The sequence below is a fragment of the Paenibacillus sp. FSL R7-0297 genome (assembly GCF_038009025.1).
Taxonomy (GTDB): Bacteria; Bacillota; Bacilli; order Paenibacillales; family Paenibacillaceae; genus Paenibacillus_AQ.
Genome location: NZ_JBBPAQ010000001.1, coordinates 7,119,070 through 7,142,799, shown reverse-complemented (window position 1 = coordinate 7,142,799; position 23,730 = coordinate 7,119,070). Strand labels below are relative to the sequence as shown.

Genomic DNA, 23,730 nt, shown 5'->3' with positions numbered 1-23,730 from the left:
TGAAATGGCCGGAGCTTACGGTTGTCCCTTGGGGGCAATGAAGCTCCGGCTTTTTGCTGTGTTCATGGCGCTCAACTACTTCAGCAGATGGGATATGAAGAAAGTGGCAAGCCTCCATTAAGAAATACGACCGGGTAGGATTGTGTAGAACGAGTAGCGAATAGATTGAGTACCAATAACAGACAGGAGGATTTCAATGACACAGTTTTATCTCATCCGCCATGGTGAACCCGATTGGAACATCAATGAGCAGTACAAATTAAAGGGCCATGGCCGGGATCTGGTACCTCTTACGGAAGCAGGAGTGAACCAGGTATATCGGACAGCACAAGATGAGCGGCTGAAAGAAGCGGAGGTCATTATTTCTTCTCCTTACACAAGAGCACTTCAAACGGCCGCTATTTTATCCAAGGAACTCGGTTTAGACATAAAGGTTGAATTGGATTTAAGGGAATGGCAGCCTGACTTAACCTTTGAATATGATTCCCTGGAGCAGCTTGCAGAGCTGGGGAACGATTATGATGCTAATCTTGGGGTATATCCTCCAGGGGCAACCAAGCAATGGGAGTCCAAAGAACTGCTGAAGAACCGCGTGGAGAAGGTGATTGACAGATATCTCGGATTTGAAAAAGTGATCATTACCGGACATGGCATGGCTTTTCGTACCCTCGTAGGAGAGATGGAAGAAATTCCGCATGCCTCCATTACCGGATATAATAAAACACAGGCTGTAATAGGAATTACGTAATTGTAATTGGCGGTATCCGGTGTTAATATCAGGAATGAGATGCCTGTAAAGGAGCATAAACCGTATCATGTGGATGACTCTGTAAAGATTAACAAGCCGGAAGAATGCCTGAAATAGTGAACGCACTATTGTATTAGGCATGTCTTTCTTTAATCTTACAGGGTATGCAGGATAAGGTGTGTCATAAAACCACTTCTGCGGATACCCTTTTGGTATCCGCTTTATTGTCGTGTCGCGGGAAATACGCATCTCCCTTGATTCTTACCTGCCTATCCTCCTAAAAATGACTGGAGGAACTACTATATGCATACTAAATTGATCTTAATTGAGGGCTTACCGGGCTCCGGGAAATCAACCACGGCTCAGCTGGTGCATGAAATTCTTACAGAGAATAATCTTAGGGCTCAGCTATTCCTTGAAGGGAATTTGGACCATCCTGCTGATTATGATGGAGTCGCTTATCTAGATGAAGTTGAATACGATGATCTATTGAGCGACTATGAGGAATTTAGGGATTTATTAAGCCCATATACATGGAATCAAGAGAATAGTTATTTCGTGGAATACCGGAAACTAATCAATGAACACTGTTCAAGTATTCCAAATGAAATGCTGGATACTTTGGTGAAGCACGATGTGTATGAATTGCCGCTAGACCGAAACAGGGAACTGATTACGGCAAAATGGAAGCAGTTTGCAGAGAGAGCCTTAAATGGCGCTGACCTTTATATTTTCGATTGTTGTTTCATACAGAATCCTGTAACCATGGGAATGATCAAACATGATGCTGCCAAGGAAGACATCACAAATTATGTTGTTGAACTGGCAGCCATATCAGAAGCGCTGAATCCGCTTCTGATATACGTTGACCAGAACGATCTTGAGTATTCCTTCGGCAAGGCTTTTGAAGAGAGACCCCAAGAATGGTCTGAAGGCTTTGTTGACTATTACACCAAACAAGGGTTTGGCAAAAAACAGGGTTACACCGGCTTGGAAGGAACTCTGCAGGTGCTTAAGGCAAGAAGGGACTTAGAAGAATCCATATTAAGCAGCTTGAATATGGCTAAGCGCAAAGTAAACAACTCTTCATATGATTTAGATGCGTACAGACAGGTTTTAGTGAAGGTATTATCAGGAATAAACTGAAGGGATTTTAAAGGCAGATGGGCGATGGAACCTGGAATTGGATCATCCTCAAGCTTGGGCCTGAATTCGGTGCAATCGGTAAGGATTGAGACCATTCTCAAGCAGAGAGCCTAGCAGATAATTGTATTTCGTGCAGTTAAAATACGGCGAAAAGCCGGATGAGCAGGGATAACTGTATTCTGTACAATTAAAATACTGCGGCGTCAATCAGGTGGAGACCCTGGCAGCAACAGAACTTTGGCAGCATAACCGAAAGCGAGGCACTCCGTCAGGTACGGGGTGCCTCGCTTTATTTTAAAGATATATCTTAAGCTGCTGACAGTTCTCATCCTTTCCCCTGCGGGTTACATGAATGGTCAGCCAGGGTACCAGAGCCAAAGCTCCATTGAAGCTAGTTCGCCGTAGGCTGAAGCCGCATGGAGCCGGCAGGGAGGTGGCGGGCAAGCCAGTCCAGTACATCGGCGGTGACCTCATCCCGGTTGACCTCGTTCAGCATCTCATGCCTGCCTTCAGGGTACAGCTTGCACTCTACGTCCTGTATTCCCTGCCCGCGGTACAGTTCGGCCAGACGCTTCACCCCTTGACCGTTCATCCCCACGGGGTCTTTCTCCCCGGAGAACAGATAGACAGGTTTATCTCTGCACAAGGTCAGCAGGGTAGTCTTGGTATGAAGCTCCCGCAGCATATGGAAGAAATCCCGGAAGAAGCGGGTAGTGCAGATCGCCCCGCAGAACGGGTCGGAGATGAAGTGGTCTACTTCCTCCCGGTCTCTGCTGAGCCAGTCGAAGGCTGTTCTGACCGGTGAGAAGGAACGGTTATATGCGCCAAAAACAAGACCGTTCAACAATACGCTGCGATGGTGGTCTCCCTGCAGCCTTAGCTGCATTGCCGACAGAGATTCGGCCAGCCGCAGCATGCTCCGCGGACCGTTGGTACCGCTGAGAATGAAGCCGCTGTAGATGTCGTTACCTACTTCGCACATCAGCTTCTGGGCCAGGAATGAACCCATGCTATGGGCGAACAGGTAAATCGGCACATGCTGATGCCGGGAGCAGGCGATTCCCGCAAGCTGCAGCAGATTGCGGCGCATCCAGTAGAAACCGTTCTCCCCGGTATCGCCGAGCAGATTGACTTGGCCGGCGGTGAGGCCATGGCCCCGGTGGTCATTGGCATACACCGCATAACCGGCTGCGTTGAGCGCGGACGCAAAACGTGCATAACGCGCAGCCGTTTCACACATGCCGTGAGAGATCTGCACGACCCCTCTGACGTCGGCTCCAGCTTCCGGCAGCCATTCATAGACATGGATTTTGACGCCTAGTGGATCGGTCATTGTAAAGGTGTTCTCTGTCATCGCCGTCCTCCTGAAAGTTAAATTCAGCAATCCTAGCGTAAGAGTACTTCGTTATACTAAATCTGCCCGGTATACCAGTTATGAATGGATGTAAACCGCTGCTGCTTACGGCAGATAAGAGCGGAGAACGGTGGACATGCCTTCAATGCTGTAGGCGCCGAGGCTGGACGGGAGCAGATAGCATTCGCCCGCTGCATAAGGCTGGGAGCCGTCTTCCCAGATCAGGTGGCCGCTGCCTTCACAGATCACCAGAATGGTGAAGCTGTCGTCCGTGGTGGCGAGCTGCCATTCACCGGCGACCACACCTTTTTCTACGATGAAATAAGGGGAGGAGGCGATTTGCAGCCATTCACCGGCCACTGCACCGTCTGTCTTCATCGAAGTCGCGCCTGCACCTTCATAGGCAGTAACATTCAGGGAATCCTCAATATGCAGCTCGCGGGGCTTGCCGTCCAGGCCGGGACGGTCGTAATCGTAAATCCGGTATGTAGTGTCGGAGTTCTGCTGGATTTCGGCTACAACGACACCTGCACACAAGGCGTGAACGGTGCCTGCGGGAATATAGAAAGAATCTCCTGCCGCTACAGTCACTTCCTGCAGGCTGTCCATAACGGTCCCGTTCTCGAGAGCATCCTGCAGAACCTCGCGGGTTACGCCTTCTTTCAGACCGTAGATGATTTTGGCGCCCGGCTTGGCATCCAGCACGTACCACATTTCTGTTTTGCCCAGTTCGCCCTTGGGTAATCCGGCATAATCATCAGTAGGGTGTACCTGTACGGAAAGATTGTCATTGCAATCGAGCAGCTTGATCAGCAGCGGGAATCTTCCGCCGTCCTCCGTAATACCCTTGCTGCCAAACCATTCATGTCCGAACTGCTCACGGATGGCATCCAGACCTAGTCCGGCGAGTTCGCCGTTCACTACAGAAGAAGTTCCGTTCGGGTGGTCAGCGATCATCCAGCCTTCGCCGATATGGCCTTCCGGCAGCTCCAGGCCGAATTTCTCCAGCGCACGGCCTCCCCAGACACGTTCTTTGAACTCCGGCTGAAATTTCAGAGGATATGGTTTCGTCATTACAACATCTTCCTTCCTGATTATAGAATGGTTAAAACTTAATATTTAAACGGTACATCGGACTATAACCCAATAAGTAACCGGTCAAACGCTGGTCAACCAAGCCGGATCATATGTGACACGCTTAAGCTCACACATTATTGGCAGCATCATGGTTATGTTGTACTTATTACAACATTGATTGAGCGATACCAGGGTGATTGGAAGCAGGGCTATCTATGCGCCGGCTGGAAGAACTCAAGCTTCTCGCTGTCCGGTCCCTCGAAGAAGAAATAGCGGCTGCCGTTTGCGAGCTCTGAAATACCGGTCAGTCCCAGGATGCCGAGTCCGGCAAGTCTACTGTGCTCTTCCTCAATGTCATCGACTGTGAAGGCGGTATGGCTTACCCGTCCTTCCTGCGGCAGACCCCCGAATGCCCGTTCAATCAGTTCAATCTCCACACTGGCCTGTCCGGGGAAGCTGAGAAAGGCGAGACGCACTTCATCTCCAGGCTGGCCCAGACTACCCTGAAGCGTCAAGCCGATGACCTCTTGGTAAAATTGCAGTGAACGCTCAAGAATGTCCACTTTAATGCCAACATGCTCCATTTTGGTTACTGCCATTTAGTGATCAGCTCCTTTTTTCTTCTCTACAGCTACAACATACGGGGCGGAATCGCGCTGCAGCTGGCGGTACACGATGGATTGCGCGTCCGGCTGGGCCAGTCCGGCGGCCCAGGCTTCCACGGCGGCAGCTTCACGGCCGCCGCCTTCGTGGCCGGGATACAGCACGGCCGTGATGACCCCGCCCGGGCGCAGCAGCAGCAGCGCCGCCTCCAGCGCGGCCAGCGTGCTCTCCGGCTCGGTGATGATGGTCTTGTCGGCATCGCCTGCAGGCAGATAGCCGAGGTTGAACATCACCGCAGAGACCGTTCCGCGCCAATCCGGCGGAACGGCTTCAGCCATTGCTGCATGGCTCCGCTGCAGCAGGGTCACGGGAGACAGCGCAGCAGGCGCTTCCTCCCGGGCCAGCCGCAGGCGCTCTCCGGCAAGAGCCAGCGCCGCGTGCTGGATGTCGAAGCCGTAGACCCCGCCGCGCGGCCCCGCCGCCTTGGCGAGGAACAGGGTGTCGGCACCTGCGCCTACGGTGGCGTCAATGGCCCGTCCGCCGGGAGCGAGCCGCTCGGCGGTTAGTTTATGAGCAAAGCTAAGGACGGACATGAAGCCCATTAGCTCTTCCTCCAATACTTACCCTGCCAGGTATCACGGGCAATCAGCTCGTGGTCGATGGCATTAAGAACTTCCCATTTCTTGAGGCTCCACATCGGGCCGATCAGGGCATCGCGCGGAGCATCGCCGGTCAGGCGGTGGACAATCATGTCCGGCGGCAGAATCTCCAGCGAGTCGGCAATCAGCTTCACATACTCATCCTGCTCCAGGAAGCGCAGCAGACCGGCTTCGTACTGCTTTACCATCGGCGTTTTGCGCATGAGGTGAAGCAGGTGGATTTTGATCCCCTGCACGCCCATGTTGGCAACAGCAGATACAGTCTCCAGCATCATCTCGTGCGTTTCCTGCGGAAGCCCGTGAATGATATGGGTGCAGACCCGGATACCGTGACGTCTGAGCTTCGCAACGGCTTCGGTATAACAGGCAGTATCATGCGCCCGGTTAATCAGATCGGAGGTGGACTGGTGGATGGTCTGAAGCCCCATCTCCACCCACAGATAGGTGCGCTTGTTCAGATCGGCAAGGTATTCGACCACATCATCGGGCAGGCAGTCCGGCCGGGTAGCAATGGCGAGGCCGACCACACCCGGCTGCTGCAGGATAACCTCATAATATTCCCTTAGCTCCTCAACGGGAGCGTACGTATTAGTGTAGGCCTGGAAATAGCCGATATATTTAGCGTTTGGCCATTTCAAGTGCTGGCGGTCACGTACATTGTTGAACTGGGTTACCAGATCATCGCGGCGGCTTCCGGCGAAATCACCAGACCCTCTGGCGCTGCAGAAAGTGCAGCCTCCTTTGGCGATGGAACCGTCACGGTTTGGACAGGTGAAGCCGGCATCCAGCATGACCTTGAACACCTTGGTATCCATCTGGTCACGCATTTCATAGTTCCAGGTATGGAACCGTTTATCCCCCCACAGAAGCGGAGAGGAGGTCTGTAGAAGATTAGACATGTGCAGCTCCTTTCATTAACCTTCCCATTGTATCAAAAATCAAAGAGGAGCGTAACAATTACTCCCGGAAATCCAGCGGAAAAGGACTAGAAATAGGCAGGAAACAGCCGGGATTTCGCTTGTAAATGCTTACACAATATGTTATATTTAAAGTGTAAAAAAGCCGCTGCAGCAACCACAATCACATTTTTGAATTCATAATTTCGTGTCGTCCGGTCCATAATAAACCATAGAGGTGATAACGATGAATTCTCCAACGGTGTTTCCCGATAATAAAGGTTCGATTGATGTGCAGCTGACTCCCGATGAGGCCCTTGCCCTGACAGGCGTGGAATTTAACGGCAACCACAAGATTAAGACCGAAGCGCAGCGCAAGATCCGCAGTGCCTTCGAGAAGACATTTGATTTTAACGCTCCGGCAAGGTAGACTATGTACTGTTGAAAAATGGACCCCAATTCCAAATACAACAAAAGGGGATTTTCCAACCGGCCTTTTTCAGGCTGGACGGGGAATCCTTTTTTTTTTTGAACTATTGCAGGGATATTTCAGCTTCCTGCTTAAATCCCTTTACTTTTGACGGCAAGTTCGGCACAATATTGCAAGTGGCAGTTATCCTAGAGACTGCGACGAAATAAAGTACCGCTAATTTGTTGACAAAACTCCCAAAACCGTGGAGATTTTGTCAACAAAAGCGGGTACTAATTTCCTCGCAGCTCCCTATTCACAGATAATGCAATAAGAGATAAGCGGAGGAATACTTAATGCGTTTACGCGGAAGAAAAGGAATACGTGAAAGCCTTGAGGAGCAGACTGACCTGGTCATCCTTGATCCACGCAGCCTGAAGGGCCGGTGGTCAGAGCTGTTCGGCAATGATCATCCGATTCATGTGGAGTTCGGAATGGGCAAGGGGCAGTTCATCAGCCAAATGAGCTTCAAATATCCCGGTATCAATTTTATCGGCGTGGATATGTACGATGAACTGGTCCGGCGTGCAGCCGAGAAGGCCAGAAATGTGTGGGAGCCGGCAGGGGAAGAGACGCCGCCGAACGTCAGAGTGGCACTGGCTAATATCGATTATGCGGAGGAAGTATTTGCTCCGGGTGAACTGGAGCGGATCTACCTGAATTTCAGCGATCCGTGGCCGAAGAGCAAGCATGCCCGCCGGCGTCTGACGCATCCGCGTTTTCTCGACAAATACCGGGGGCTGCTTAGTCCGCTTGGCGAAATCCACCTGAAGACGGATTCCCGCAGCCTGTTTGAATTCTCCCTGAATGCTTTTGCCGACTATGGTCTGCAGATGAAGAACATTTCCCTTGATCTGCATGAAGGCGGCGTGATCAATGAAGAGCATGTCATGACGGAATACGAAACCAAATTTTACGGACGCGGTGTGAACATTCAGCGCTGTGAGGCCATTGTCGGGGAAGAGGCAATGAGGCAGTATCAGGCCTCACGGTTGGACAAATACCGCCTGTAGTCCGCCCACGGGTAAGAATATCATTCCGCATTATTAGCTGTATAGTACAAATGGCAGTCCGGGGAAACTTCCCAGGGCTGCCATTTGCCGTTTCTCAACCAAATATAAGAAGAGTCATACTTTAAGTCCCATTGTTCTATAAGAATCCGGGAGGCTATTCCAGCATGTCAATGATGCTCTGGGCGCTTTGCAGCGGATTGAACCGGGAAATCTCCTCCAGGTGTGCTTTGCGTTTGGCCCGCACATCCCCGTAGTCGCCCAGCAGCCGTTCCATCCAACGGTCGACCACATCAAGGGAGCTTATGGGTTCCCCGAAGCCGGCTGCCGTGAAATAACGGCAGTTTTCTTCTTCCTGCCCCGGCAGCGGGGAATGGAAGAGCATAGGGATGCCCTTGGCCAATCCTTCGCTGCAGGTCATTCCGCCGGGCTTGGTGACCAGCAGGTCCGAGACCTCCATGAGCTTATCGACTTCACGGGTGAAGCCCAGCAGCTTGATGTTGGGGTGGCTGTAGCGCGGGTCTTCCTGCATTCCGCGCAGCAGCTTGTCATTCTGTCCGAGGCAGAACACAAGCTGCACCTGCTCCCGCCAGCCGGCGAGGGTCTCGTTCACCACCTCATCGTTCATCATGCCCCAGCCGCCGCCCATGACCATGACCGTAGGCATGTTCCGGAGGCTGAACTGCTTCTGGATCTCATCGCGGCCAGGATGCTCCCAGAAATCGGGATGTACCGGCATACCGGTTACCCGGATCTTGGCGGCAGCAACACTGCGGCGGCGAAGCTTGGCCTTGACCTCCGGTGTAGAGACCAGATATCGGTCCACTTCAGGACTAATCCAGCTGGCATGGGCGTCGTAATCCGTGATGACTGTGATCAGCGGCGCTTTCAGCGACGGATTCAGCCGCTTGAGTCGGGACACCACAGCGCCGGGAATGAAATGAGTGCAAACGATGATGTCCGGCTTCAGCTGCTTCACAATATTTTGCGTATGCGTATAAAATAGGCGGTGCAGGGCAAGTGTGGTAAGACGATTGAATGATTTCTGGTGCCGGTATACATAGCCCATCAGCCGGGGCTGGGAGATCACCGTTTTACGGTAGGCCGAGACAATGATCGGCGCCATCTTAGGATTGAGGAAGCTTCCGAGCTCCAGCACCTTCGTCTGCACATCAGGCGACAATTTGCGCAGGCTGCTCGACAGCGCGTATGCTGCCTGGGTATGCCCTGCGCCGAAACCTTCCGACAGCAATAATACTCTTTTTTTGCGCAATGTATAGTTCACCTGTTCTTTAGTGGTATTCAGGGGTCCGGCAGCCGGGAGGGCGTCAGACCCATAGCGCAAGCGTGCCTGCGGCAACGCCGGAGCCGATTACCGCACCAGCGATGACATCGGACGGATAATGCAGCCCGAGATAGATCCGGGAGAAGCCGACCGTGCAGGCGAGCGGAAGCAAGATATAGGTCAGGGCAGGGTAAGCCATCATATAAGGAACCGTAGAGGCGAAGATAGCTGTAGTATGGCCTGAAGGAAAAGAATGATCCTTAAGCGGATTATGAAACGTATTGGTGCCCGGCAGCGCCAGATAAGGCCGCATGCGCGGATAGAGCTTTTTGGCAACGGCAACGGGCAGATGGCTTACTGCCAGCGCGGTCAGTGCCTGCAGTCCTGTAGTTCTCCATGGCTGTGGACACAGTGCCCAGATTAGAAGATTGATACCGATGGAGCTCGTAGCTCCTCCGAGATGAGTGAGGTACCAGAGCCAGAAGTTCAGAAAGCGGTTGTGCAGCCGTCCGTTAATCCATTGAAAGAGAAGCCGCTCCAAGAGATGCAGTTTCTTGAAAAAAGGTCTCATATCTTGTCCCTCCGTTAGTCCGGCTAAAGATATTTGGCGCAGCTTAAGCAGCAGGTTCCGAGACCTGAAGCTGTCTTTATCATACTTTTTTAAGGCAGTCCATTTCAAGAAAAAGCTCGGAATCACTCGAAAAATGCCAGTTTTGACTTGTGTACCCCAATGCGTCTACAATGATTCAAGCAGGAAGATCCCGTTTATAAGGTAACAGAGAAATAAGGATTCGGCCATGATCCGGATACCATGTTCATATCTTAGGAACGGGGCTAATACACAATCGGAAGCCTGCCCGAGAAAAAGGGATAATTCTTGTCTGCTGTAAGGGATGCAACAAAAGGGTCAGAAAGAACGTTAACAAGCCTGAGAGAGAAAGAGAACATCTAGACTTGGAAAAAGGGGGCATCAAAAGATCATGACAGACGCATTGTTTGTTACGCTCCAAGTGATCTTGGCGGCAATTGCAGTTTATCAGTTTGCATTCTCGCTGTTTGGACTGCACAAGAAAAAGAACAAGGTTAAGTATGCGCCGCAAAAGTCATTTGCCGTACTGGTTGCCGCGCACAACGAGGAAGAAGTAGTCGGCGCGTTAATGGAAAATTTGAAACAGCTTAATTATCCCCAGGAACTGTACGATGTATTTGTCATCTGCGATAACTGTACGGATAATACAGCAGCCATCGTACGGGAGCACGGCATGAATGCCTGTGTACGTACCAACACGAATCTTCGCGGAAAAGGGTATGCTATCGAGTGGATGCTCAAGGAGCTGTGGGCGCTGCCCCGCCAGTATGATGCTGTCGTGATGTTCGATGCCGACAACCTCGCGCATACCGAATTCCTGACCGAAATGAACAATGATCTATGTTCAGGGGGACGTGTAATTCAAGGTTATATTGATACCAAGAATCCGGAGGATTCATGGATTACCGCTGCTTATGGTGTATCCTACTGGTACATCAACCGGCTCTGGCAGCTGTCGCGCCATAATCTGAAGATGGCCAACTTCCTCGGCGGAACAGGCATGTGCTTCGAGACGAACCTGCTCAAAGAAATGGGCTGGGGGGCTACAAGTCTGGTTGAGGATTTGGAATTCACCATGCGCAGCGCTTCTAAGGGTGTGTATCCAAGATTCAACTATGATGCCAAGGTCTTCGATGAGAAGCCGCTTACGTTCAAGGCTTCCTCCAGACAGCGTCTGCGCTGGATGCAGGGGCATTTCACAGTCGCCCGCCGTTATTTCTTCCCTTTGCTGTGGCAGAGCATCAAAGAACGCAGCCTCACGAAGTTTGACTTGGCGCTCTATGGAGCGAATGTCTACATTGTGCTGCTGACATTCCTGATGACGGCTGTAATGTGGATCGATAACTCCATGTTCGATGGTCCGCATATTGCTAATATTTACGGTCATTTGCCGCTCTGGCTGAGCTACTTTGCCATTGGAGCCAATATTCTGACCTTCCTGCTGGCCATGGCGCTTGAGAAGGTGAAGTTCAAAAAGGTATATCTGTACCTCCTGGCCTTCCCGGTTTATCTGCTCTCGTGGTACCCCATTACGTTCTACGCGTTCTTCACGCAGAACAACAAGCAATGGAGCCATACCAAGCACACGCGTGTGGTGCGGCTTGAAGAAGTGCAGAGCAAGCAAGTGTAGTATAATGCCTGATTGTTATCTAAGTATTTTTTGGAGAAGATATTGACACTGTTCGCTCAGTGTTGTATAGTATTCAAGTATGCAAAACATAGGGATTGCAAGCAGAAGCACCGGCTTCTCACCTGAACGGCTAAATTGCCGGCTGGTTTTGATCTCAATGCTTTATGAATGGTTATAATTCATGAACGTTGATCAAACGGGGTGTCGGGGAGTTACCGGCATCCCTTTTTTATGGAGAACCGCATTACAAGAAGATCCGGAGGTGGAGTATTATCAGTAAGGAACATATGATCAATGATGAAATTCGGGCCAAAGAGGTTCGGCTGGTTGGAGCAGAAGGTGAACAAATCGGGATCAAACCGATCCGCGAGGCGTTGCAGATGGCGATCGATCTTAATCTTGATTTAGTCAATGTAGCACCGCAGGCGAAACCGCCGGTATGCCGCATCATGGATTACGGCAAGTTCCGTTATGAAACGCAGAAGAAAGAGAAGGAAGCGCGCAAGAACCAGAAGATCGTGGATATCAAGGAAGTCTGGTTCCGTGCTAACATTGAAGAACATGATTATCAGACCAAGTTCCGCAATGTTATCAAGTTCCTGGGCGAAGGCGATAAAGTGAAGTGCTCCGTTCGTTTCCGCGGACGTGAGATTACCCATGCGAGTATCGGCCAGAAGATCCTGGAGCGTGTGAAGAACGAAGTGGAAGATATTTCTGTTGTTGAGCGCCAGCCTAAGCTGGAAGGCCGCAGCATGATTATGATTTTGGCTCCAAAAGCCCAATAATCCTGGAGTCACTTGCACAGCAATTTGGCGCCGCATAATATTCAAGGAGGAAACACCATGCCTAAAATGAAAACACATAGCAGCCTGAAAGGCCGCTTTAAGATCACTGGAACTGGTAAAGTATTGCGTTACAAAGCTCACAAGAACCACTTGCTGTCCCACAAATCGAAACGCGCAAAACGCGTATTGAACGGCAATCCAGTAATGGCCCCTGGGGATGTAAGACGTTTGAAACAAGGACTTGCTAACTTGAAATAGTTAATTACACATTTTTGGGAGGTTTATTAATATGGCAAGAGTTAAAGGCGGATTTGTAGTTCGTCGTAGACATAAAAAAGTATTGAAACTGGCAAAAGGTTACTTCGGTTCCAAGCACCGCATTTTTAAAACAGCTAAAGAGCAAGTAATGAAATCGATGGTTTACGCTTACCGTGACCGTCGTCAGACTAAACGTAACTTCCGCAGACTGTGGATCGTTCGTATCAACGCAGCAGCGCGTTTGAACGGTCTTTCCTATAGCAAGCTTGTATACGGCCTGAAATTGGCTGGCGTAGAAGTGAACCGTAAGATGCTGGCTGATCTGGCAGTGAACGATCTGAATGCATTCAACTCCCTGGCTGTAGTTGCCAAAGAGAAGATCAACGCGTAAGAATGATATAAACCGAAAAGCACCGCCTGCGGGTTGTCCCGCGTGACGGTGCTTTTTTGTGCCCGAAGGCTGAGCTACTGCTCCCTGCTATATTGAAGGAACAGAATTCCGGAGGAGTGCTATTCCCAGTACTTTGTTGTGCTGAGCTGTGAAGCCAGCTTCTTGCTGCTGGCGCGTCTGATCTTGCGCAGCTCCGAACGCTCGTTGGCAGATTGGCAGATTAGCTTCTCTTCCTCAGTCTCGGCAATGATGGCCGGAACCGGAGATGGAGTGCCATCTTCGTGAACTGCAACGAAGGTAAGGAACGATGTAGCGGCAACAGCCCGTTCGCCTGTATAGAGGTTCTCCGAGATGATTTTGACGAATACCTCGATGCTAGTGCGCCCCGTCCAGGAGACGAAGGATTCGAAGCAGACGGAATCTGTGGGCCTGATTGGCAGAAGGAAGTCTACAGAGTCAGCGGAGGCGGTTACCACATTCGCACGGCAGTGGCGCATGGCCGAGATGGAGGCAACTTCATCAATTGTGCTCATCAGTTTGCCACCAAACAATGTTTTGTGGTTGTTAACATCATTCGGGAAGACACGGCCGGTTTTGAATACGCGGGATTCGTGGCAGTATTTAGAGGCCGGAACAACTTGAGGTTTGTTTTCTTGATCCATTTCAGTAACTCCCTTTGCGAACAATATGTAAACATTCATGATAATAGAAAAGCCATCACTGTGCAATAATAACGTTAATGCGAGGGTATCACAAGATGAATTTTGAGGTTTCCTGACACCTATCATACATAGTGGTTACATGCTATGTCATGGTAAGCGGTTTCTTGTTGAAAAATGCAAATTATTATTGACCTGAGGTCATTAATAGACTGGATTTTAGCTTTTTTTGCAGGTATAATTTGTTCTAATGGTATGTCCAAGCAGAACACAGAAGACATCCAATTTTCTAAGGGGGATCACATTCGATGAAGAAGTTTTACCAACTATCTTTAGTTATGGTTATGGCATTCACTGTTATTTTGGCAGGATGCGGAAACAATAACAACGCAAACACCAATGCTGGAGCAGCAACTACTGCACCAACCACAGATGCAGCAGCTACAGAAGCACCAGCAGCAACTGAGGCTCCTAAGGCTGTCAAACTAGGTCTCGTAACTGACGTGGGCGGCGTTAATGACAAATCCTTTAACCAATCCGCTTGGGAAGCCCTGCAGGCTCTGGAAACAGAATCTGGCGCAGAAATCAAATACCTGCAAAGTAAATCCAATGCAGACTACGAGCCCAACCTTAACCAATTCGTTAAAGGCGGCTACGACCTGACTTGGGGAATCGGCTTTGACCTTGGCGACGCAGTATTGAAGGTTGCTACTGAGAACCCTACTGCTAATCTGGCGATCATCGACAGCGTAGTAGAAGCTCCTAACGTTGAATCCGTAACATTTGCTGAGAACGAAGGATCCTTCCTGGTGGGTGTTGTTGCAGGTCTGACAACCAAAACTAACAAAGTAGGCTTCATCGGCGGTATGGAAAGCCCGGTTATCAAACGTTTTGAAGTTGGCTTCAAAGCCGGCGTATTGGCAGTTAACCCTAGTGCGAATGTAACGATTACTTATGCAGGAGCTTATGACAAGCCTGATACTGGTAAATCCCTGGCTGCTACCCTGTATGATGCAGGCAATGACATCATCTTCCCGGCTGCCGGCGCTACAGGTAACGGCGTATTCAATGAAGCTAAATCCCGCAACAAAGCTGGCGGTACTAAAGTATGGGTTATCGGCGTAGACAAAGACCAATCCCTGGAATTTGGCGACGACGTAACTTTGACTTCCATGATCAAACGTGTTGACGAAGCGGTTAAGAAGGTTTCCCAGCAAGTGGTTGACGGAACATTCAAAGGCGGCACTACAACTGTTCTTAGTCTGAAAGACAACGGCGTAGGCCTTCCTGAAACATCCAAAGCTAACGTTTCTGCTGAAATCCTGGCTAAAGTTGACGAGTACAGCAAACAAATCATCGATGGAACAATCACTGTTCCTGCCGAGTAATTCGTTGCCTCACCTTTACTGGATTTAACCATATCAAGAAACAAGGCCGGTTACTTGAGCTGGCCTTGTTCTCTGTTACAACATTTGTTATAGGTATACACAGCGGTACCGTCCTGCATAGGGCGGTACAGCCGTGTCTATAAGGCAGTATTATATATTCTGTGATGAGGGTGATTCCATGAGTGCTGCGGCTCCTGTCGTAGAGTTGAAGCAAATCACAAAACGCTTTCCCGGTATTGTCGCGAATGACTCTATCAGTCTGACGCTGGAAAAAGGGGAGATTCATGCGCTGCTTGGTGAGAACGGGGCAGGCAAATCAACCTTGATGAATATCGTATTCGGACTGTACCAGCCCGATGAAGGCAGCATCGAAATCGACGGGAAACCGGTTATTATCGATAACCCTAATAAGGCTATTGAGCTTGGCATTGGTATGGTTCACCAACATTTCAAGCTAGTAGAGCCTTTTACGGTAACAGAGAATATTGTTCTGGGAATGGAACCGAAAAAAGGTCTTAAAATCGACTATAAATCCGCTGCGGAGCAGGTTCGTAAGCTATCGGAGCAGTACGGTCTTCAAGTCAATCCAAATGCCAAAATTCATGACATTTCGGTAGGCATGCAGCAACGGGTAGAAATTATGAAAACCCTGTACCGCGGAGCGGATATACTTATATTCGACGAGCCGACCGCTGTACTTACGCCTCAGGAAATTACTGAACTGATGGCGATTATGAAGCGGCTCGTTGCCGAAGGCAAGTCCATTATACTTATTACCCATAAGCTGAAAGAAATTATGCAGATTTCTGACCGTGTAACCATTATCCGGCGGGGCAAGGTAATTGATACCGTCAAGACCTCCGGCACGAATCCGAACGAGCTGGCCGAAAAAATGGTCGGACGCGGTGTTACCTTTAAAGTAGACAAGCAGCCGGCACATATTGGTGAAGGCATCCTGAAGCTGTCGGATGTCAGAAGTAAAAGCAAGGATGGGGTCGCTGTGCTGAACGGCCTCAGCTTTGAAGTGAAAGCGGGCGAGATTCTGGGGATTGCAGGAGTCGACGGCAACGGACAAAGCGAGCTTATTCAGGCGATTACCGGTTTGCGCAAGATCGATTCCGGTTCAATTACAGTTTCGGGCAAGGAAATTGCCAACCTCTCTCCGCGTAAAGTGTCTGAAATGAATGTCTCCCACATCCCCGAAGACCGGCACAAGCATGGACTGGTACTTGATTTCACCGTGAGTGAGAATATGGTGCTGGAAACCTATTATAAGAGCCCGTACAATCAGAACGGATTCTTGAATAAGGATGTTATCAACCGGCATGCAGAGGATCTGGTGAAGCAATTCGATGTACGCACGCCTTCAATTGAGAACAAGGCCCGGTCATTATCCGGCGGTAATCAACAGAAAGCGATTATTGCGCGGGAAATAGACAAAAATCCGACCCTTCTGATTGCAGCACAGCCTACACGTGGCCTTGATGTTGGAGCCATTGAGTTTGTTCAGAAGCAGCTGATTGCCCAGCGTGACCAGGGTAAAGCCGTATTGCTGATCTCTTTTGAATTGGACGAGATTATGAATGTATCTGACAGAATTGCCGTTATTTATGAAGGACAGATTGTCGGAGAAGTATTCCCGCAGGATACGAATGACCAGGAACTGGGTCTGATGATGGCGGGCAGCTTGAAGCGGGGAGGCCACGCGGATGTCTAGAATCAAAAAAATATTCGCTACAGACACCTACATTATTCCGCTTATTGCGATTCTGTTGGGTTTCCTGGTCGGCGCTATCGTTATGCTGATTGGCGGATACGATCCGGTCGCAGCCTACTCGGCGTTATTCAAACGCGTATTCGGCAGTCCATACGATTTCGGTGAAGCTGTACGCGAGATGACTCCGCTAATGTTCACAGGTCTAGCGGTAGCCTTTGCTTTTCGTTCAGGTATGTTTAACATTGGTGCGGATGGCCAGGTAATGATCGGTATGACGGCTGCATCAGTAGTCGGCATCAAGCTTGGCGGCGTATTGCCTGCATTCCTGCTTGTACCTCTTGCGGTGATTGCAGCGGGTGTATGCGGCGGACTTTGGGCGGGGATTGCCGGTTACCTGAAGGCCAAACGCGGAATCAACGAAGTTATTACTACGATCATGTTGAACTGGATTGCCCTCTTCCTGTCGAACTATATTGTCCGGACATTCCTGCTCTTACAGGGGCAGAACCGTTCGGAAGATAACCCGGCATCGCTGTCGATGACTTTCCTGTTCTCCACATTCGACAATGCCCGTCTGCACTGGGGAACGGTTATTGCCCTTGCAGCGGCGACATTCTTCTACGTCTATTTGTGGAAAACCAAGCAAGGTTACGAAATGCGTGCGGTAGGTTTGAACCCGCATGCTGCAGAATATGCAGGGATGAATGTAGGACGCAATGTGATCAAGGCGATGTTCATCAGTGGTGTGTTCGCCGGATTGGCGGGCGCTGGTGAAGTACTGGGTGTGTTCCATTATCAATCGGTATTCGCGGCATCACCTGGTTATGGATTCGATGGTATCGCTGTGGCTCTGCTGGGGCTGACTCATCCGCTCGGCGTCATTCTCGCTGCTATTCTATACGGTACGCTTACGTATGGCTCTGCAGGGATGAGCTTTGGTGCTGATGTACCTCCGGAGCTGATCCGTATTGTCATCGGTTCAATTATTTTCTTCATTGCTGCGCAAGGCATTGTACGCTGGGTGCTCAAACCGTTTTACTTCAAGCGCAAGAAAGAGAAGGTGTTATAGATGGAAGTCTTAGGCCAACTGCTCAATACAACGCTTGTTTTTTCCACGGCGCTTATATTTGCCGCCCTTGGCGGCATCTTCTCTGAACGATCCGGTGTCGTCAACATCGGACTTGAAGGCTTGATGATGTTTGGTGCATTTGCTGCAGCAGTAGGCGGGTACTACGCTCAGGAAGCAGGAATGGGTGAATGGGCGCCTTGGGTTGGTGTGCTTTGTGCCATGGCTGTGGGTGTGATTGGTTCACTGATTCATGCGGTGGCTTCAATAACCTTCAAGGCCGACCAGACGATAAGTGGTACGGTCATCAACTTCCTTGCCGCAGGCAGTACACTGTATATGGTTAAGCTAATCTTCGACGGTTCGGGTGAAACTCCGCTGATCGATGGTTTTAGCAAATTATCCATTCCCGGACTTTCCAAGATACCAGTGATCGGGGAAGGGATTTTTAATTCCTATCCAACGACCTACTTAGCGATTATATTGGTGATTGTTATTTATTTCGTCCTGTTCAAAACTCCGTTTGGACTCCGTCTGCGTGCAGTCGGTGAACATCCGAGTGCAGCAGATACACTGGGTGTAAATGTAAACAAGATGAGATATATTGGCGTAATGCTGAGCGGCCTGCTGGCTGGTATCGGCGGAGCCACGATTACTTTGACAACTACGGGTACGTTTGCGCATAATACCATCTCCGGACAAGGCTTCATTGCCATCGCAGCGATGATCTTCGGTAAATGGAATCCGCTGGGTGCTTTCGGAGCGGCCGTGTTCTTCGGTCTGTCCCAGGCCATCCGTAACTATGTGCAATTGTTTGAATGGTCCAAGAGCATTCCGCAGGAATTCATTTTCATGATTCCTTATGTACTAACTATCATCGTACTGGTAAGTGCAGTCGGACGTTCTTCGGCACCTAAGGCTCTGGGGGAACCGTACGACCCGGGTAAACGCTAGGGTCAGTTTCTCCTTGTTTAATTCTCTTTCGTTGCAGTGCGCATTTTCGGTTATCCGGAAATGCGTTTTTTTTATTCGCGGTGATGCTGCTCCTTCATGATTCGGGCAGGACAGATGTACAGGCAAATACCGGCTGAGGCGAATAGACTGCTTAAGAAACTCATTAGGAGGGATATTATGGCACAGCCGGTTACGAAAAAACAAGTCATGAAGCTGGTGGGTAGAAATATCGTTGCAGTAAAAAAAGACGGCTCCAAGGTGATGGGCAAGTTACTCCGTGTTTCGGGCAACCGTCTTGTTTTACAGCGTATCAGTGGTAAAAAAGTACAAACCAAAGCATTGATTCCGCTTGTATTATTTGATTTGCTGGCCGTCGGTACGGCTCCATACGCTTATGGCGGCGGGGGTTATGGATATGGAGGGGCTCCTTACGGAGGCGGATATGGTTACGGCCCTGGGCCTGTTCCCGGTCCTTACGGCGGTTATGGTCCTGGTCCCGGTTATGGTGTTCCGCCTATTGGATTCTTTTAAGCTGTAGAGCGGTCAGAGTTCGTCAGATAAACTGTTTTTCAAGCTCATAACAGTAGTTTTGCGGTTGATAACGGGCTACGCTGTAGCCCAGTTTTTCATAAAAGGCAAGACCGGCTGTATTTCCGGTATCCACAGAAACCTTAGCCCGCCGGCATGCACGTGATAGTGCAAACCGCTCCGCTCTGTCCATCAGCATATTCCCGTAACGCCTACGCCTTGCATTAGGCGCAATGGCGAGCATATCGATATATAACAAATCTCCATGCAGCATAAAGTGTACGAACCCCAGCGGATCACTCTCATAGTCAGGACAAGCCACGAGAGTAACGCCTTGCCCCAGACGGCGGGGCAGATCTTTTCTGACCTGATTGATAATCGTCTGTGGAAGATGGGATAGCGGGACAAGCTGCTTTTCAATCAAGTCAAAAATGACGGTGTCATCCTGCTTGGGTCTGCGGTAACGAATCATAAAATGCCCCCTTTCCACGCATTGTCGTACATCATATGCCCTGCTTGGTGTGGGCGTTCCGGAAAGGGTAGAACAACATTTTGTGAAGAATTTAATATATATCCGGAAGATGGGTATTGACTTACCGTGTGAGGAAATCATATAATGTGTCTAAACATTTTAACGAACATACATGTATCGGCGATGAAGAGGACGAAGTTTTAAGGGCTCTTTTGTTCAGAGAGTGAGAGGAATTGCTGCAACCTCCACCAAAATCCCTTATATACGAGCTCACCTCGGAGCTGTTTCCCTGAAAGGTCCATCAGCAAGAGCGTTGGAATTATTAGGGGGAATCGTCTAGTCCGCGTTAGGGACTTCAGGTTACAGAGATTTGGGCCCTGCCTACATCGATGGATTTTTGTATCCTGATAAGGCATTTCATCGTGAGATGGAATGCAAACATGGGTGGTACCACGGAAGCTAAACCTTTCGTCCCTCACGCGCTTATTCTGCGCGTGGGAGGCGAGAGGTTTTTTTGTTGAATGAGGAGGATTTACGGCCCGTTCGCCAATATTAATTGTTGTATAAAAGACGTCCTGTCATTTGAATAATGAATGTGAACAATCGAAGGGAGGAATACTGATGAGCGCGCAATTACCGGAAGAAGTGCGGTCTATAGAGCAGTTACGTGAGAAATGGAAAAATCCTGAGGTGATTACAGGGTCTGAAGTCCTGCTGCGCAGTCTAGTACTGGAAGGTGTGGATACTGTATTCGGATATCCGGGCGGGGCTGTACTCTATATCTATGATGCTCTTTATGGATTCGATGATTTCAAACATATTCTGACACGCCATGAGCAGGGAGCGATTCATGCGGCTGACGGATATGCCAGAGCGAGCGGCAAAGCAGGCGTATGTATCGCCACTTCAGGCCCGGGGGCAACTAATCTGGTAACAGGAATTGCTACTGCATTCATGGACTCTGTTCCGCTGGTGGTAATCACCGGGAACGTATTCTCCAGCCTGATCGGCACAGATGCTTTTCAGGAAGCGGATATTACTGGTATAACGATGCCGATTACGAAGCACAGCTATCTGGTACGGGATGTTGAAGACCTGCCGCGAATTATTCATGAGGCATTCCATATCGCGAATACCGGACGCAAGGGTCCGGTGCTGATTGATATTCCGAAGGATGTATCGGCTGCGAAGACATTGTTCACGCCGGTTCAGCAGCAAGGCGTTAACCTTCGCGGTTACAACCCGCGCACAGTGCCTAACAAGCTTCAGCTTGATAAGCTGGTGAAGGCCATTGCTGCTGCAGAGCGTCCGATTATTATTGCAGGCGGCGGGGTCATTTACTCCGGAGCGCATGAGGCGATGTATGAATTCGTGAAGCGTACAGAAATTCCTATTACTACAACATTGCTGGGTCTCGGCTGTTATCCGAGTGCGGAGGATCTGTGGATGGGAATGCCGGGCATGCACGGTACCTATACAGCGAACAATGCGATTCAACAATGCGACCTGCTGATTAATATCGGTGCCCGGTTTGATGACCGTGTAACCGGTAAGCTGGATGGTTTTGCTCCAAAAGCCAAGATTGTTCATATCGATATTGATCCGGCGGAGATCGGCAAGAATGTATCGCCTGATATTCCGATCGTTGGCGATGTAAAAACCGTGCTGGAAATGCTGATCCCTGATGTGAAGCGGGCCGCGAATGCGGATGCCTGGAGAACGCAAATCGCCCAGTGGAAGCTGGATCAGCCGTTGCGTTATAAAGATTCTGAGGCAGAGCTGAAACCGCAATGGGTAATTCAAATGATTAATGACACCACTAAAGGCGAGGCAATTGTTACTACTGACGTAGGACAGCACCAGATGTGGGCTGCACAATATTACAAATTCAATCACCCTCGTGCATGGATTACTTCGGGTGGTCTTGGTACAATGGGCTTCGGCTTCCCTGCGGCAATCGGGGCGCAAATGGCACATCCGGAGCGGCTGGTAGTCTCCATTAATGGTGACGGCGGCATGCAGATGTGTTCACAGGAACTTGCGATTTGCGCGATTAATAAGATTCCGGTCAAAATCGTCGTAATCAATAATCAGGTACTGGGAATGGTCCGGCAATGGCAGAATCTCATCTATGAGAAGCGTTACAGCTATACCGATCTTGCCGGCAGTCCGGATTTTGTGAAATTGGCTGAAGCTTACGGAGTTAAGGGTCTGCGGGCTACGAATAAAGAGGAAGCCGGAGCCGCGTGGAAAGAAGCCCTGGAAACACCTGGACCCGTCCTGGTAGAATTCGTTGTCCCTAAAGACGAGAATGTCTACCCGATGGTAACCCAAGGGTCAACCATTGATCAAATGCTGATGGGGGATGAATAGCGGTGATGAGACATACGATTTCCGTGCTTGTAAATGACCAGCCGGGTGTGCTGCAGCGGGTATCCGGACTGTTCGGCCGCCGGGGGTTCAATATTGAGAGTATTACTGTAGGCCAGTCTGAAGAGATTGGGCTGTCCCGGATGGTTATCGTTACTCTTGGAGACCAGCATACGCTTGAGCAGATTGAGAAGCAGCTCTATAAGCTGATTGATGTCATCAAGGTCATTGATCTTGGCTCCAAGCCCATGGTTGCCCGTGAGCTGGCGCTGATTAAGGTCAAGGCTGATCCGGCTGAACGGCCTGAGATTATGGGCGTGGTCGAAACCTTCCGGGCCTCGGTAGTGGATATCGGAACAACTAGCTTATTAGTACAGGTAGTTGGAGAGACCCAGAAAATTGATGCTATGATTGAGCTGCTGAAGCCATATGGTATTAAGGAACTGTCACGAACAGGTGTAACGGCGATGATTCGCGGCAATGCCTGATCGTCACAATTTATAGCTTTAACGAATTACTGCTTGCTTGCATTAATTTATTAAGATATGGTTAGGTTTTCCCGCGAAAGAGCGGGGGCTTGAGGAGACGCCAATGCATAAGTATTGAAGCCCTGCGCTCTTGAAGCACCCGCTCTTTACGATGGGTCCAAATTAAAGGAGGATATTGACAATGGCAGTTACAACGTACTATGAACAGGATGCAGAACTTAGCGTATTAAAAGGAAAGACAATTGCAGTAATCGGGTACGGAAGCCAAGGGCATGCTCAGGCACAGAACTTACGTGACAGTGGACTCCAGGTTGTCATCGGCCTGCGTGAAGGCAAATCATTTGAAACTGCGAAGAATGACGGTTTTGAAGTATTGTCTGTTGCAGAAGCAGTATCCCGTGCAGATGTAGTGCAGATTCTCATGCCGGACGAAACACAGGCATCCGTATATAAGAATGAAATTGAACCGAACCTGAAGAATGGCGCGGCTCTGATGTTCTCCCACGGCTTTAACGTACATTTTGGTCAAATCGTTGCTCCTAAGGATGCAGACGTGCTGCTGGTAGCACCTAAGTCCCCGGGCCACATGGTCCGCCGTACTTATGTTGAAGGCTTCGGAGTTCCCGGCCTGATCGCCATTGAACAGGACGCAACCGGTAATGCCAAGGCGATCGGACTTGCATATGCCAAAGGTATCGGCTGTACCCGTGCAGGAGTTATCGAAACTTCCTTCCGTGAAGAAACAGAAACAGATTTGTTCGGTGAACAAGCTGTCCTCTGCGGCGGTGTATCCGCACTGATCAAAGCCGGATTCGAAACACTGACAGAAGCCGGTTATGCTCCCGAGATGGCATACTTCGAGTGTCTGCATGAAATGAAATTGATTGTGGACCTGGTGTATGAAGGCGGACTTGCCACTATGCGCGATTCCATCAGCAACACAGCTGAATACGGTGATTATGTAACTGGACCACGCATCATCACGGATGAAACTAAAAAAGCAATGAAAGAAGTGCTGTCCGATATTCAACAAGGTAAATTCGCCCGCGACTTTATCCTTGAGAACCAATCCGGCCGCGCCTTCCTGACTGCTACCCGCCGCAATGAAGCCGCTCATCCGGTAGAAGTGGTAGGGAGCCAGCTGCGTGAAATGATGCACTGGATTAAGAAATAGGACATATACTTAAG

At 49.9% G+C, this 23,730-nt stretch carries 25 protein-coding genes; 16 read left to right on the top strand and 9 right to left on the bottom strand.

The genetic code is table 11. The features are described from left to right. Nucleotides 1-196: 196 nt before the first annotated feature. Both MKZ24_RS30900 and MKZ24_RS30895 read left to right on the top strand, forming a co-directional pair. Nucleotides 197-748, top strand: a complete 552-nt coding sequence (locus MKZ24_RS30900) for a histidine phosphatase family protein (protein WP_340789626.1) — start codon at nt 197-199, stop codon at nt 746-748. Nucleotides 749-1,051: 303 nt separating this feature from the next. Next, nucleotides 1,052-1,894, top strand: coding sequence for a hypothetical protein (locus tag MKZ24_RS30895; protein ID WP_340789624.1), 843 nt, complete (start codon nt 1,052-1,054; stop codon nt 1,892-1,894). A 391-nt stretch (nt 1,895-2,285) separates the two neighbouring features. On the opposite strand, the gene MKZ24_RS30890 is transcribed toward MKZ24_RS30895, so the two are convergent. From MKZ24_RS30890 to MKZ24_RS30870, 5 genes are all read right to left on the bottom strand, one after another. Beyond that, complete coding sequence (locus MKZ24_RS30890; protein WP_340789622.1) at nt 2,286-3,248, bottom strand: alpha/beta hydrolase; 963 nt, start codon at nt 3,246-3,248, stop codon at nt 2,286-2,288. 105 nt (nt 3,249-3,353) lie between these two features. Continuing rightward, nucleotides 3,354-4,322 (bottom strand): type I phosphomannose isomerase catalytic subunit, encoded by a 969-nt coding sequence (locus MKZ24_RS30885; RefSeq protein ID WP_042233372.1) that lies wholly within the window; start codon nt 4,320-4,322, stop codon nt 3,354-3,356. Between the two features lie 212 nt (nt 4,323-4,534). After that, nucleotides 4,535-4,924 (bottom strand): VOC family protein, encoded by a 390-nt coding sequence (locus MKZ24_RS30880; protein WP_340789619.1) that lies wholly within the window; start codon nt 4,922-4,924, stop codon nt 4,535-4,537. Further along, nucleotides 4,925-5,530, bottom strand: a complete 606-nt coding sequence (locus MKZ24_RS30875; protein ID WP_340790252.1) for a tRNA (mnm(5)s(2)U34)-methyltransferase — start codon at nt 5,528-5,530, stop codon at nt 4,925-4,927. After that, nucleotides 5,530-6,486 carry a TIGR01212 family radical SAM protein gene (locus MKZ24_RS30870; RefSeq protein WP_042233378.1) on the bottom strand — a complete coding sequence of 319 codons (957 nt, stop codon included), beginning with the start codon at nt 6,484-6,486 and terminating at the stop codon, nt 5,530-5,532. The genes MKZ24_RS30875 and MKZ24_RS30870 overlap by 1 nt, the downstream gene beginning before the upstream one ends. Before the next feature lie 244 nt (nt 6,487-6,730). Between MKZ24_RS30870 and MKZ24_RS30865 the strand changes: the two genes are divergently transcribed. Then, on the top strand, nt 6,731-6,913 hold the full coding sequence (locus MKZ24_RS30865; protein ID WP_039301551.1) for a hypothetical protein: 183 nt from the start codon (nt 6,731-6,733) through the stop codon (nt 6,911-6,913). A 335-nt stretch (nt 6,914-7,248) separates the two neighbouring features. Further along, nucleotides 7,249-7,965, top strand: coding sequence for a tRNA (guanosine(46)-N7)-methyltransferase TrmB (gene trmB / locus MKZ24_RS30860; RefSeq protein WP_042233380.1), 717 nt, complete (start codon nt 7,249-7,251; stop codon nt 7,963-7,965). A gap of 154 nt (nt 7,966-8,119) precedes the next feature. Here trmB and MKZ24_RS30855 read toward each other — a convergent pair whose 3' ends face one another. Together MKZ24_RS30855 and MKZ24_RS30850 are read right to left on the bottom strand one after the other, a co-directional pair. Then, nucleotides 8,120-9,235 carry a UDP-N-acetylglucosamine--LPS N-acetylglucosamine transferase gene (locus MKZ24_RS30855; protein WP_042233381.1) on the bottom strand — a complete coding sequence of 372 codons (1,116 nt, stop codon included), beginning with the start codon at nt 9,233-9,235 and terminating at the stop codon, nt 8,120-8,122. Between the two features lie 55 nt (nt 9,236-9,290). Then, the gene (locus MKZ24_RS30850; RefSeq protein ID WP_042233383.1) at nt 9,291-9,818 is read right to left on the bottom strand and encodes a phosphatase PAP2 family protein; all 528 of its coding nucleotides are present in this window, start codon (nt 9,816-9,818) and stop codon (nt 9,291-9,293) included. 409 nt (nt 9,819-10,227) lie between these two features. Here MKZ24_RS30850 and MKZ24_RS30845 point away from each other — a divergent pair, with 409 nt between their 5' ends. The 4 genes from MKZ24_RS30845 to rplT all read left to right on the top strand — a co-directional run bounded on the left by MKZ24_RS30845 (nt 10,228) and on the right by rplT (nt 12,900). Then, entirely contained in the window at nt 10,228-11,466 is a 1,239-nt protein-coding gene (locus MKZ24_RS30845) for a glycosyltransferase family 2 protein (RefSeq protein ID WP_042211122.1), read from the top strand. A gap of 287 nt (nt 11,467-11,753) precedes the next feature. After that, a complete protein-coding gene (gene infC / locus MKZ24_RS30840; RefSeq protein WP_039301536.1) occupies nt 11,754-12,251 on the top strand; it encodes a translation initiation factor IF-3 in 498 nt (165 codons plus the stop codon). Between the two features lie 57 nt (nt 12,252-12,308). Beyond that, a complete protein-coding gene (rpmI, locus tag MKZ24_RS30835; protein ID WP_036696104.1) occupies nt 12,309-12,509 on the top strand; it encodes a 50S ribosomal protein L35 in 201 nt (66 codons plus the stop codon). Nucleotides 12,510-12,540: 31 nt separating this feature from the next. Beyond that, complete coding sequence (gene rplT, locus MKZ24_RS30830; RefSeq protein WP_036649386.1) at nt 12,541-12,900, top strand: 50S ribosomal protein L20; 360 nt, start codon at nt 12,541-12,543, stop codon at nt 12,898-12,900. Nucleotides 12,901-13,019: 119 nt separating this feature from the next. On the opposite strand, the gene MKZ24_RS30825 is transcribed toward rplT, so the two are convergent. Further along, nucleotides 13,020-13,562 (bottom strand): acyl-CoA thioesterase, encoded by a 543-nt coding sequence (locus MKZ24_RS30825; RefSeq protein WP_042233386.1) that lies wholly within the window; start codon nt 13,560-13,562, stop codon nt 13,020-13,022. Nucleotides 13,563-13,867: 305 nt separating this feature from the next. Here MKZ24_RS30825 and MKZ24_RS30820 point away from each other — a divergent pair, with 305 nt between their 5' ends. The 5 genes from MKZ24_RS30820 (at nt 13,868) to MKZ24_RS30800 (ending at nt 19,215) form a co-directional block, all read left to right on the top strand. Beyond that, complete coding sequence (locus MKZ24_RS30820) at nt 13,868-14,947, top strand: BMP family lipoprotein (RefSeq protein ID WP_042233388.1); 1,080 nt, start codon at nt 13,868-13,870, stop codon at nt 14,945-14,947. A gap of 178 nt (nt 14,948-15,125) precedes the next feature. Beyond that, complete coding sequence (locus MKZ24_RS30815) at nt 15,126-16,664, top strand: ABC transporter ATP-binding protein (protein WP_042233390.1); 1,539 nt, start codon at nt 15,126-15,128, stop codon at nt 16,662-16,664. Further along, nucleotides 16,657-17,733: an ABC transporter permease gene (locus tag MKZ24_RS30810; protein ID WP_039301514.1), complete on the top strand. Its 1,077-nt coding sequence runs from the start codon at nt 16,657-16,659 to the stop codon at nt 17,731-17,733. The genes MKZ24_RS30815 and MKZ24_RS30810 overlap by 8 nt, the downstream gene beginning before the upstream one ends. Beyond that, the gene (locus MKZ24_RS30805; protein ID WP_042233395.1) at nt 17,734-18,684 is read left to right on the top strand and encodes an ABC transporter permease; all 951 of its coding nucleotides are present in this window, start codon (nt 17,734-17,736) and stop codon (nt 18,682-18,684) included. It begins immediately after the preceding gene. 177 nt (nt 18,685-18,861) lie between these two features. Continuing rightward, nucleotides 18,862-19,215 carry a hypothetical protein gene (locus MKZ24_RS30800; RefSeq protein ID WP_042233397.1) on the top strand — a complete coding sequence of 118 codons (354 nt, stop codon included), beginning with the start codon at nt 18,862-18,864 and terminating at the stop codon, nt 19,213-19,215. A gap of 22 nt (nt 19,216-19,237) precedes the next feature. On the opposite strand, the gene MKZ24_RS30795 is transcribed toward MKZ24_RS30800, so the two are convergent. Further along, the gene (locus MKZ24_RS30795; protein ID WP_039301506.1) at nt 19,238-19,684 is read right to left on the bottom strand and encodes a GNAT family N-acetyltransferase; all 447 of its coding nucleotides are present in this window, start codon (nt 19,682-19,684) and stop codon (nt 19,238-19,240) included. 621 nt (nt 19,685-20,305) lie between these two features. Between MKZ24_RS30795 and ilvB the strand changes: the two genes are divergently transcribed. From ilvB to ilvC, 3 genes are all read left to right on the top strand, one after another. Beyond that, on the top strand, nt 20,306-22,057 hold the full coding sequence (ilvB, locus tag MKZ24_RS30790; protein WP_042233399.1) for a biosynthetic-type acetolactate synthase large subunit: 1,752 nt from the start codon (nt 20,306-20,308) through the stop codon (nt 22,055-22,057). A gap of 5 nt (nt 22,058-22,062) precedes the next feature. Continuing rightward, complete coding sequence (gene ilvN / locus MKZ24_RS30785; protein WP_039301592.1) at nt 22,063-22,542, top strand: acetolactate synthase small subunit; 480 nt, start codon at nt 22,063-22,065, stop codon at nt 22,540-22,542. Nucleotides 22,543-22,723: 181 nt separating this feature from the next. Further along, a complete protein-coding gene (ilvC, locus tag MKZ24_RS30780) occupies nt 22,724-23,716 on the top strand; it encodes a ketol-acid reductoisomerase (RefSeq protein WP_039301500.1) in 993 nt (330 codons plus the stop codon). The last annotated feature ends 14 nt before the right edge of the window (nt 23,717-23,730 follow it).

Coding starts and splice junctions, on each gene's coding strand:
- MKZ24_RS30875 (WP_340790252.1), bottom strand. CDS start 5,530: ATGGGCTTCATGTCCGTCCTTAGCTTTGCTCATAAACTAACCGCCGAG.
- MKZ24_RS30820 (WP_042233388.1), top strand. CDS start 13,868: ATGAAGAAGTTTTACCAACTATCTTTAGTTATGGTTATGGCATTCACT.
- infC (WP_039301536.1), top strand. CDS start 11,754: ATGATCAATGATGAAATTCGGGCCAAAGAGGTTCGGCTGGTTGGAGCA.
- MKZ24_RS30805 (WP_042233395.1), top strand. CDS start 17,734: ATGGAAGTCTTAGGCCAACTGCTCAATACAACGCTTGTTTTTTCCACG.
- MKZ24_RS30815 (WP_042233390.1), top strand. CDS start 15,126: ATGAGTGCTGCGGCTCCTGTCGTAGAGTTGAAGCAAATCACAAAACGC.
- rplT (WP_036649386.1), top strand. CDS start 12,541: ATGGCAAGAGTTAAAGGCGGATTTGTAGTTCGTCGTAGACATAAAAAA.
- MKZ24_RS30890 (WP_340789622.1), bottom strand. CDS start 3,248: ATGACAGAGAACACCTTTACAATGACCGATCCACTAGGCGTCAAAATC.
- MKZ24_RS30865 (WP_039301551.1), top strand. CDS start 6,731: ATGAATTCTCCAACGGTGTTTCCCGATAATAAAGGTTCGATTGATGTG.
- MKZ24_RS30895 (WP_340789624.1), top strand. CDS start 1,052: ATGCATACTAAATTGATCTTAATTGAGGGCTTACCGGGCTCCGGGAAA.
- MKZ24_RS30825 (WP_042233386.1), bottom strand. CDS start 13,562: ATGGATCAAGAAAACAAACCTCAAGTTGTTCCGGCCTCTAAATACTGC.
- MKZ24_RS30850 (WP_042233383.1), bottom strand. CDS start 9,818: ATGAGACCTTTTTTCAAGAAACTGCATCTCTTGGAGCGGCTTCTCTTT.
- rpmI (WP_036696104.1), top strand. CDS start 12,309: ATGCCTAAAATGAAAACACATAGCAGCCTGAAAGGCCGCTTTAAGATC.
- MKZ24_RS30870 (WP_042233378.1), bottom strand. CDS start 6,486: ATGTCTAATCTTCTACAGACCTCCTCTCCGCTTCTGTGGGGGGATAAA.
- MKZ24_RS30810 (WP_039301514.1), top strand. CDS start 16,657: ATGTCTAGAATCAAAAAAATATTCGCTACAGACACCTACATTATTCCG.
- MKZ24_RS30800 (WP_042233397.1), top strand. CDS start 18,862: ATGGCACAGCCGGTTACGAAAAAACAAGTCATGAAGCTGGTGGGTAGA.
- ilvC (WP_039301500.1), top strand. CDS start 22,724: ATGGCAGTTACAACGTACTATGAACAGGATGCAGAACTTAGCGTATTA.
- ilvB (WP_042233399.1), top strand. CDS start 20,306: ATGAGCGCGCAATTACCGGAAGAAGTGCGGTCTATAGAGCAGTTACGT.
- ilvN (WP_039301592.1), top strand. CDS start 22,063: ATGAGACATACGATTTCCGTGCTTGTAAATGACCAGCCGGGTGTGCTG.
- MKZ24_RS30900 (WP_340789626.1), top strand. CDS start 197: ATGACACAGTTTTATCTCATCCGCCATGGTGAACCCGATTGGAACATC.
- MKZ24_RS30845 (WP_042211122.1), top strand. CDS start 10,228: ATGACAGACGCATTGTTTGTTACGCTCCAAGTGATCTTGGCGGCAATT.
- trmB (WP_042233380.1), top strand. CDS start 7,249: ATGCGTTTACGCGGAAGAAAAGGAATACGTGAAAGCCTTGAGGAGCAG.
- MKZ24_RS30885 (WP_042233372.1), bottom strand. CDS start 4,322: ATGACGAAACCATATCCTCTGAAATTTCAGCCGGAGTTCAAAGAACGT.
- MKZ24_RS30795 (WP_039301506.1), bottom strand. CDS start 19,684: ATGATTCGTTACCGCAGACCCAAGCAGGATGACACCGTCATTTTTGAC.
- MKZ24_RS30880 (WP_340789619.1), bottom strand. CDS start 4,924: ATGGCAGTAACCAAAATGGAGCATGTTGGCATTAAAGTGGACATTCTT.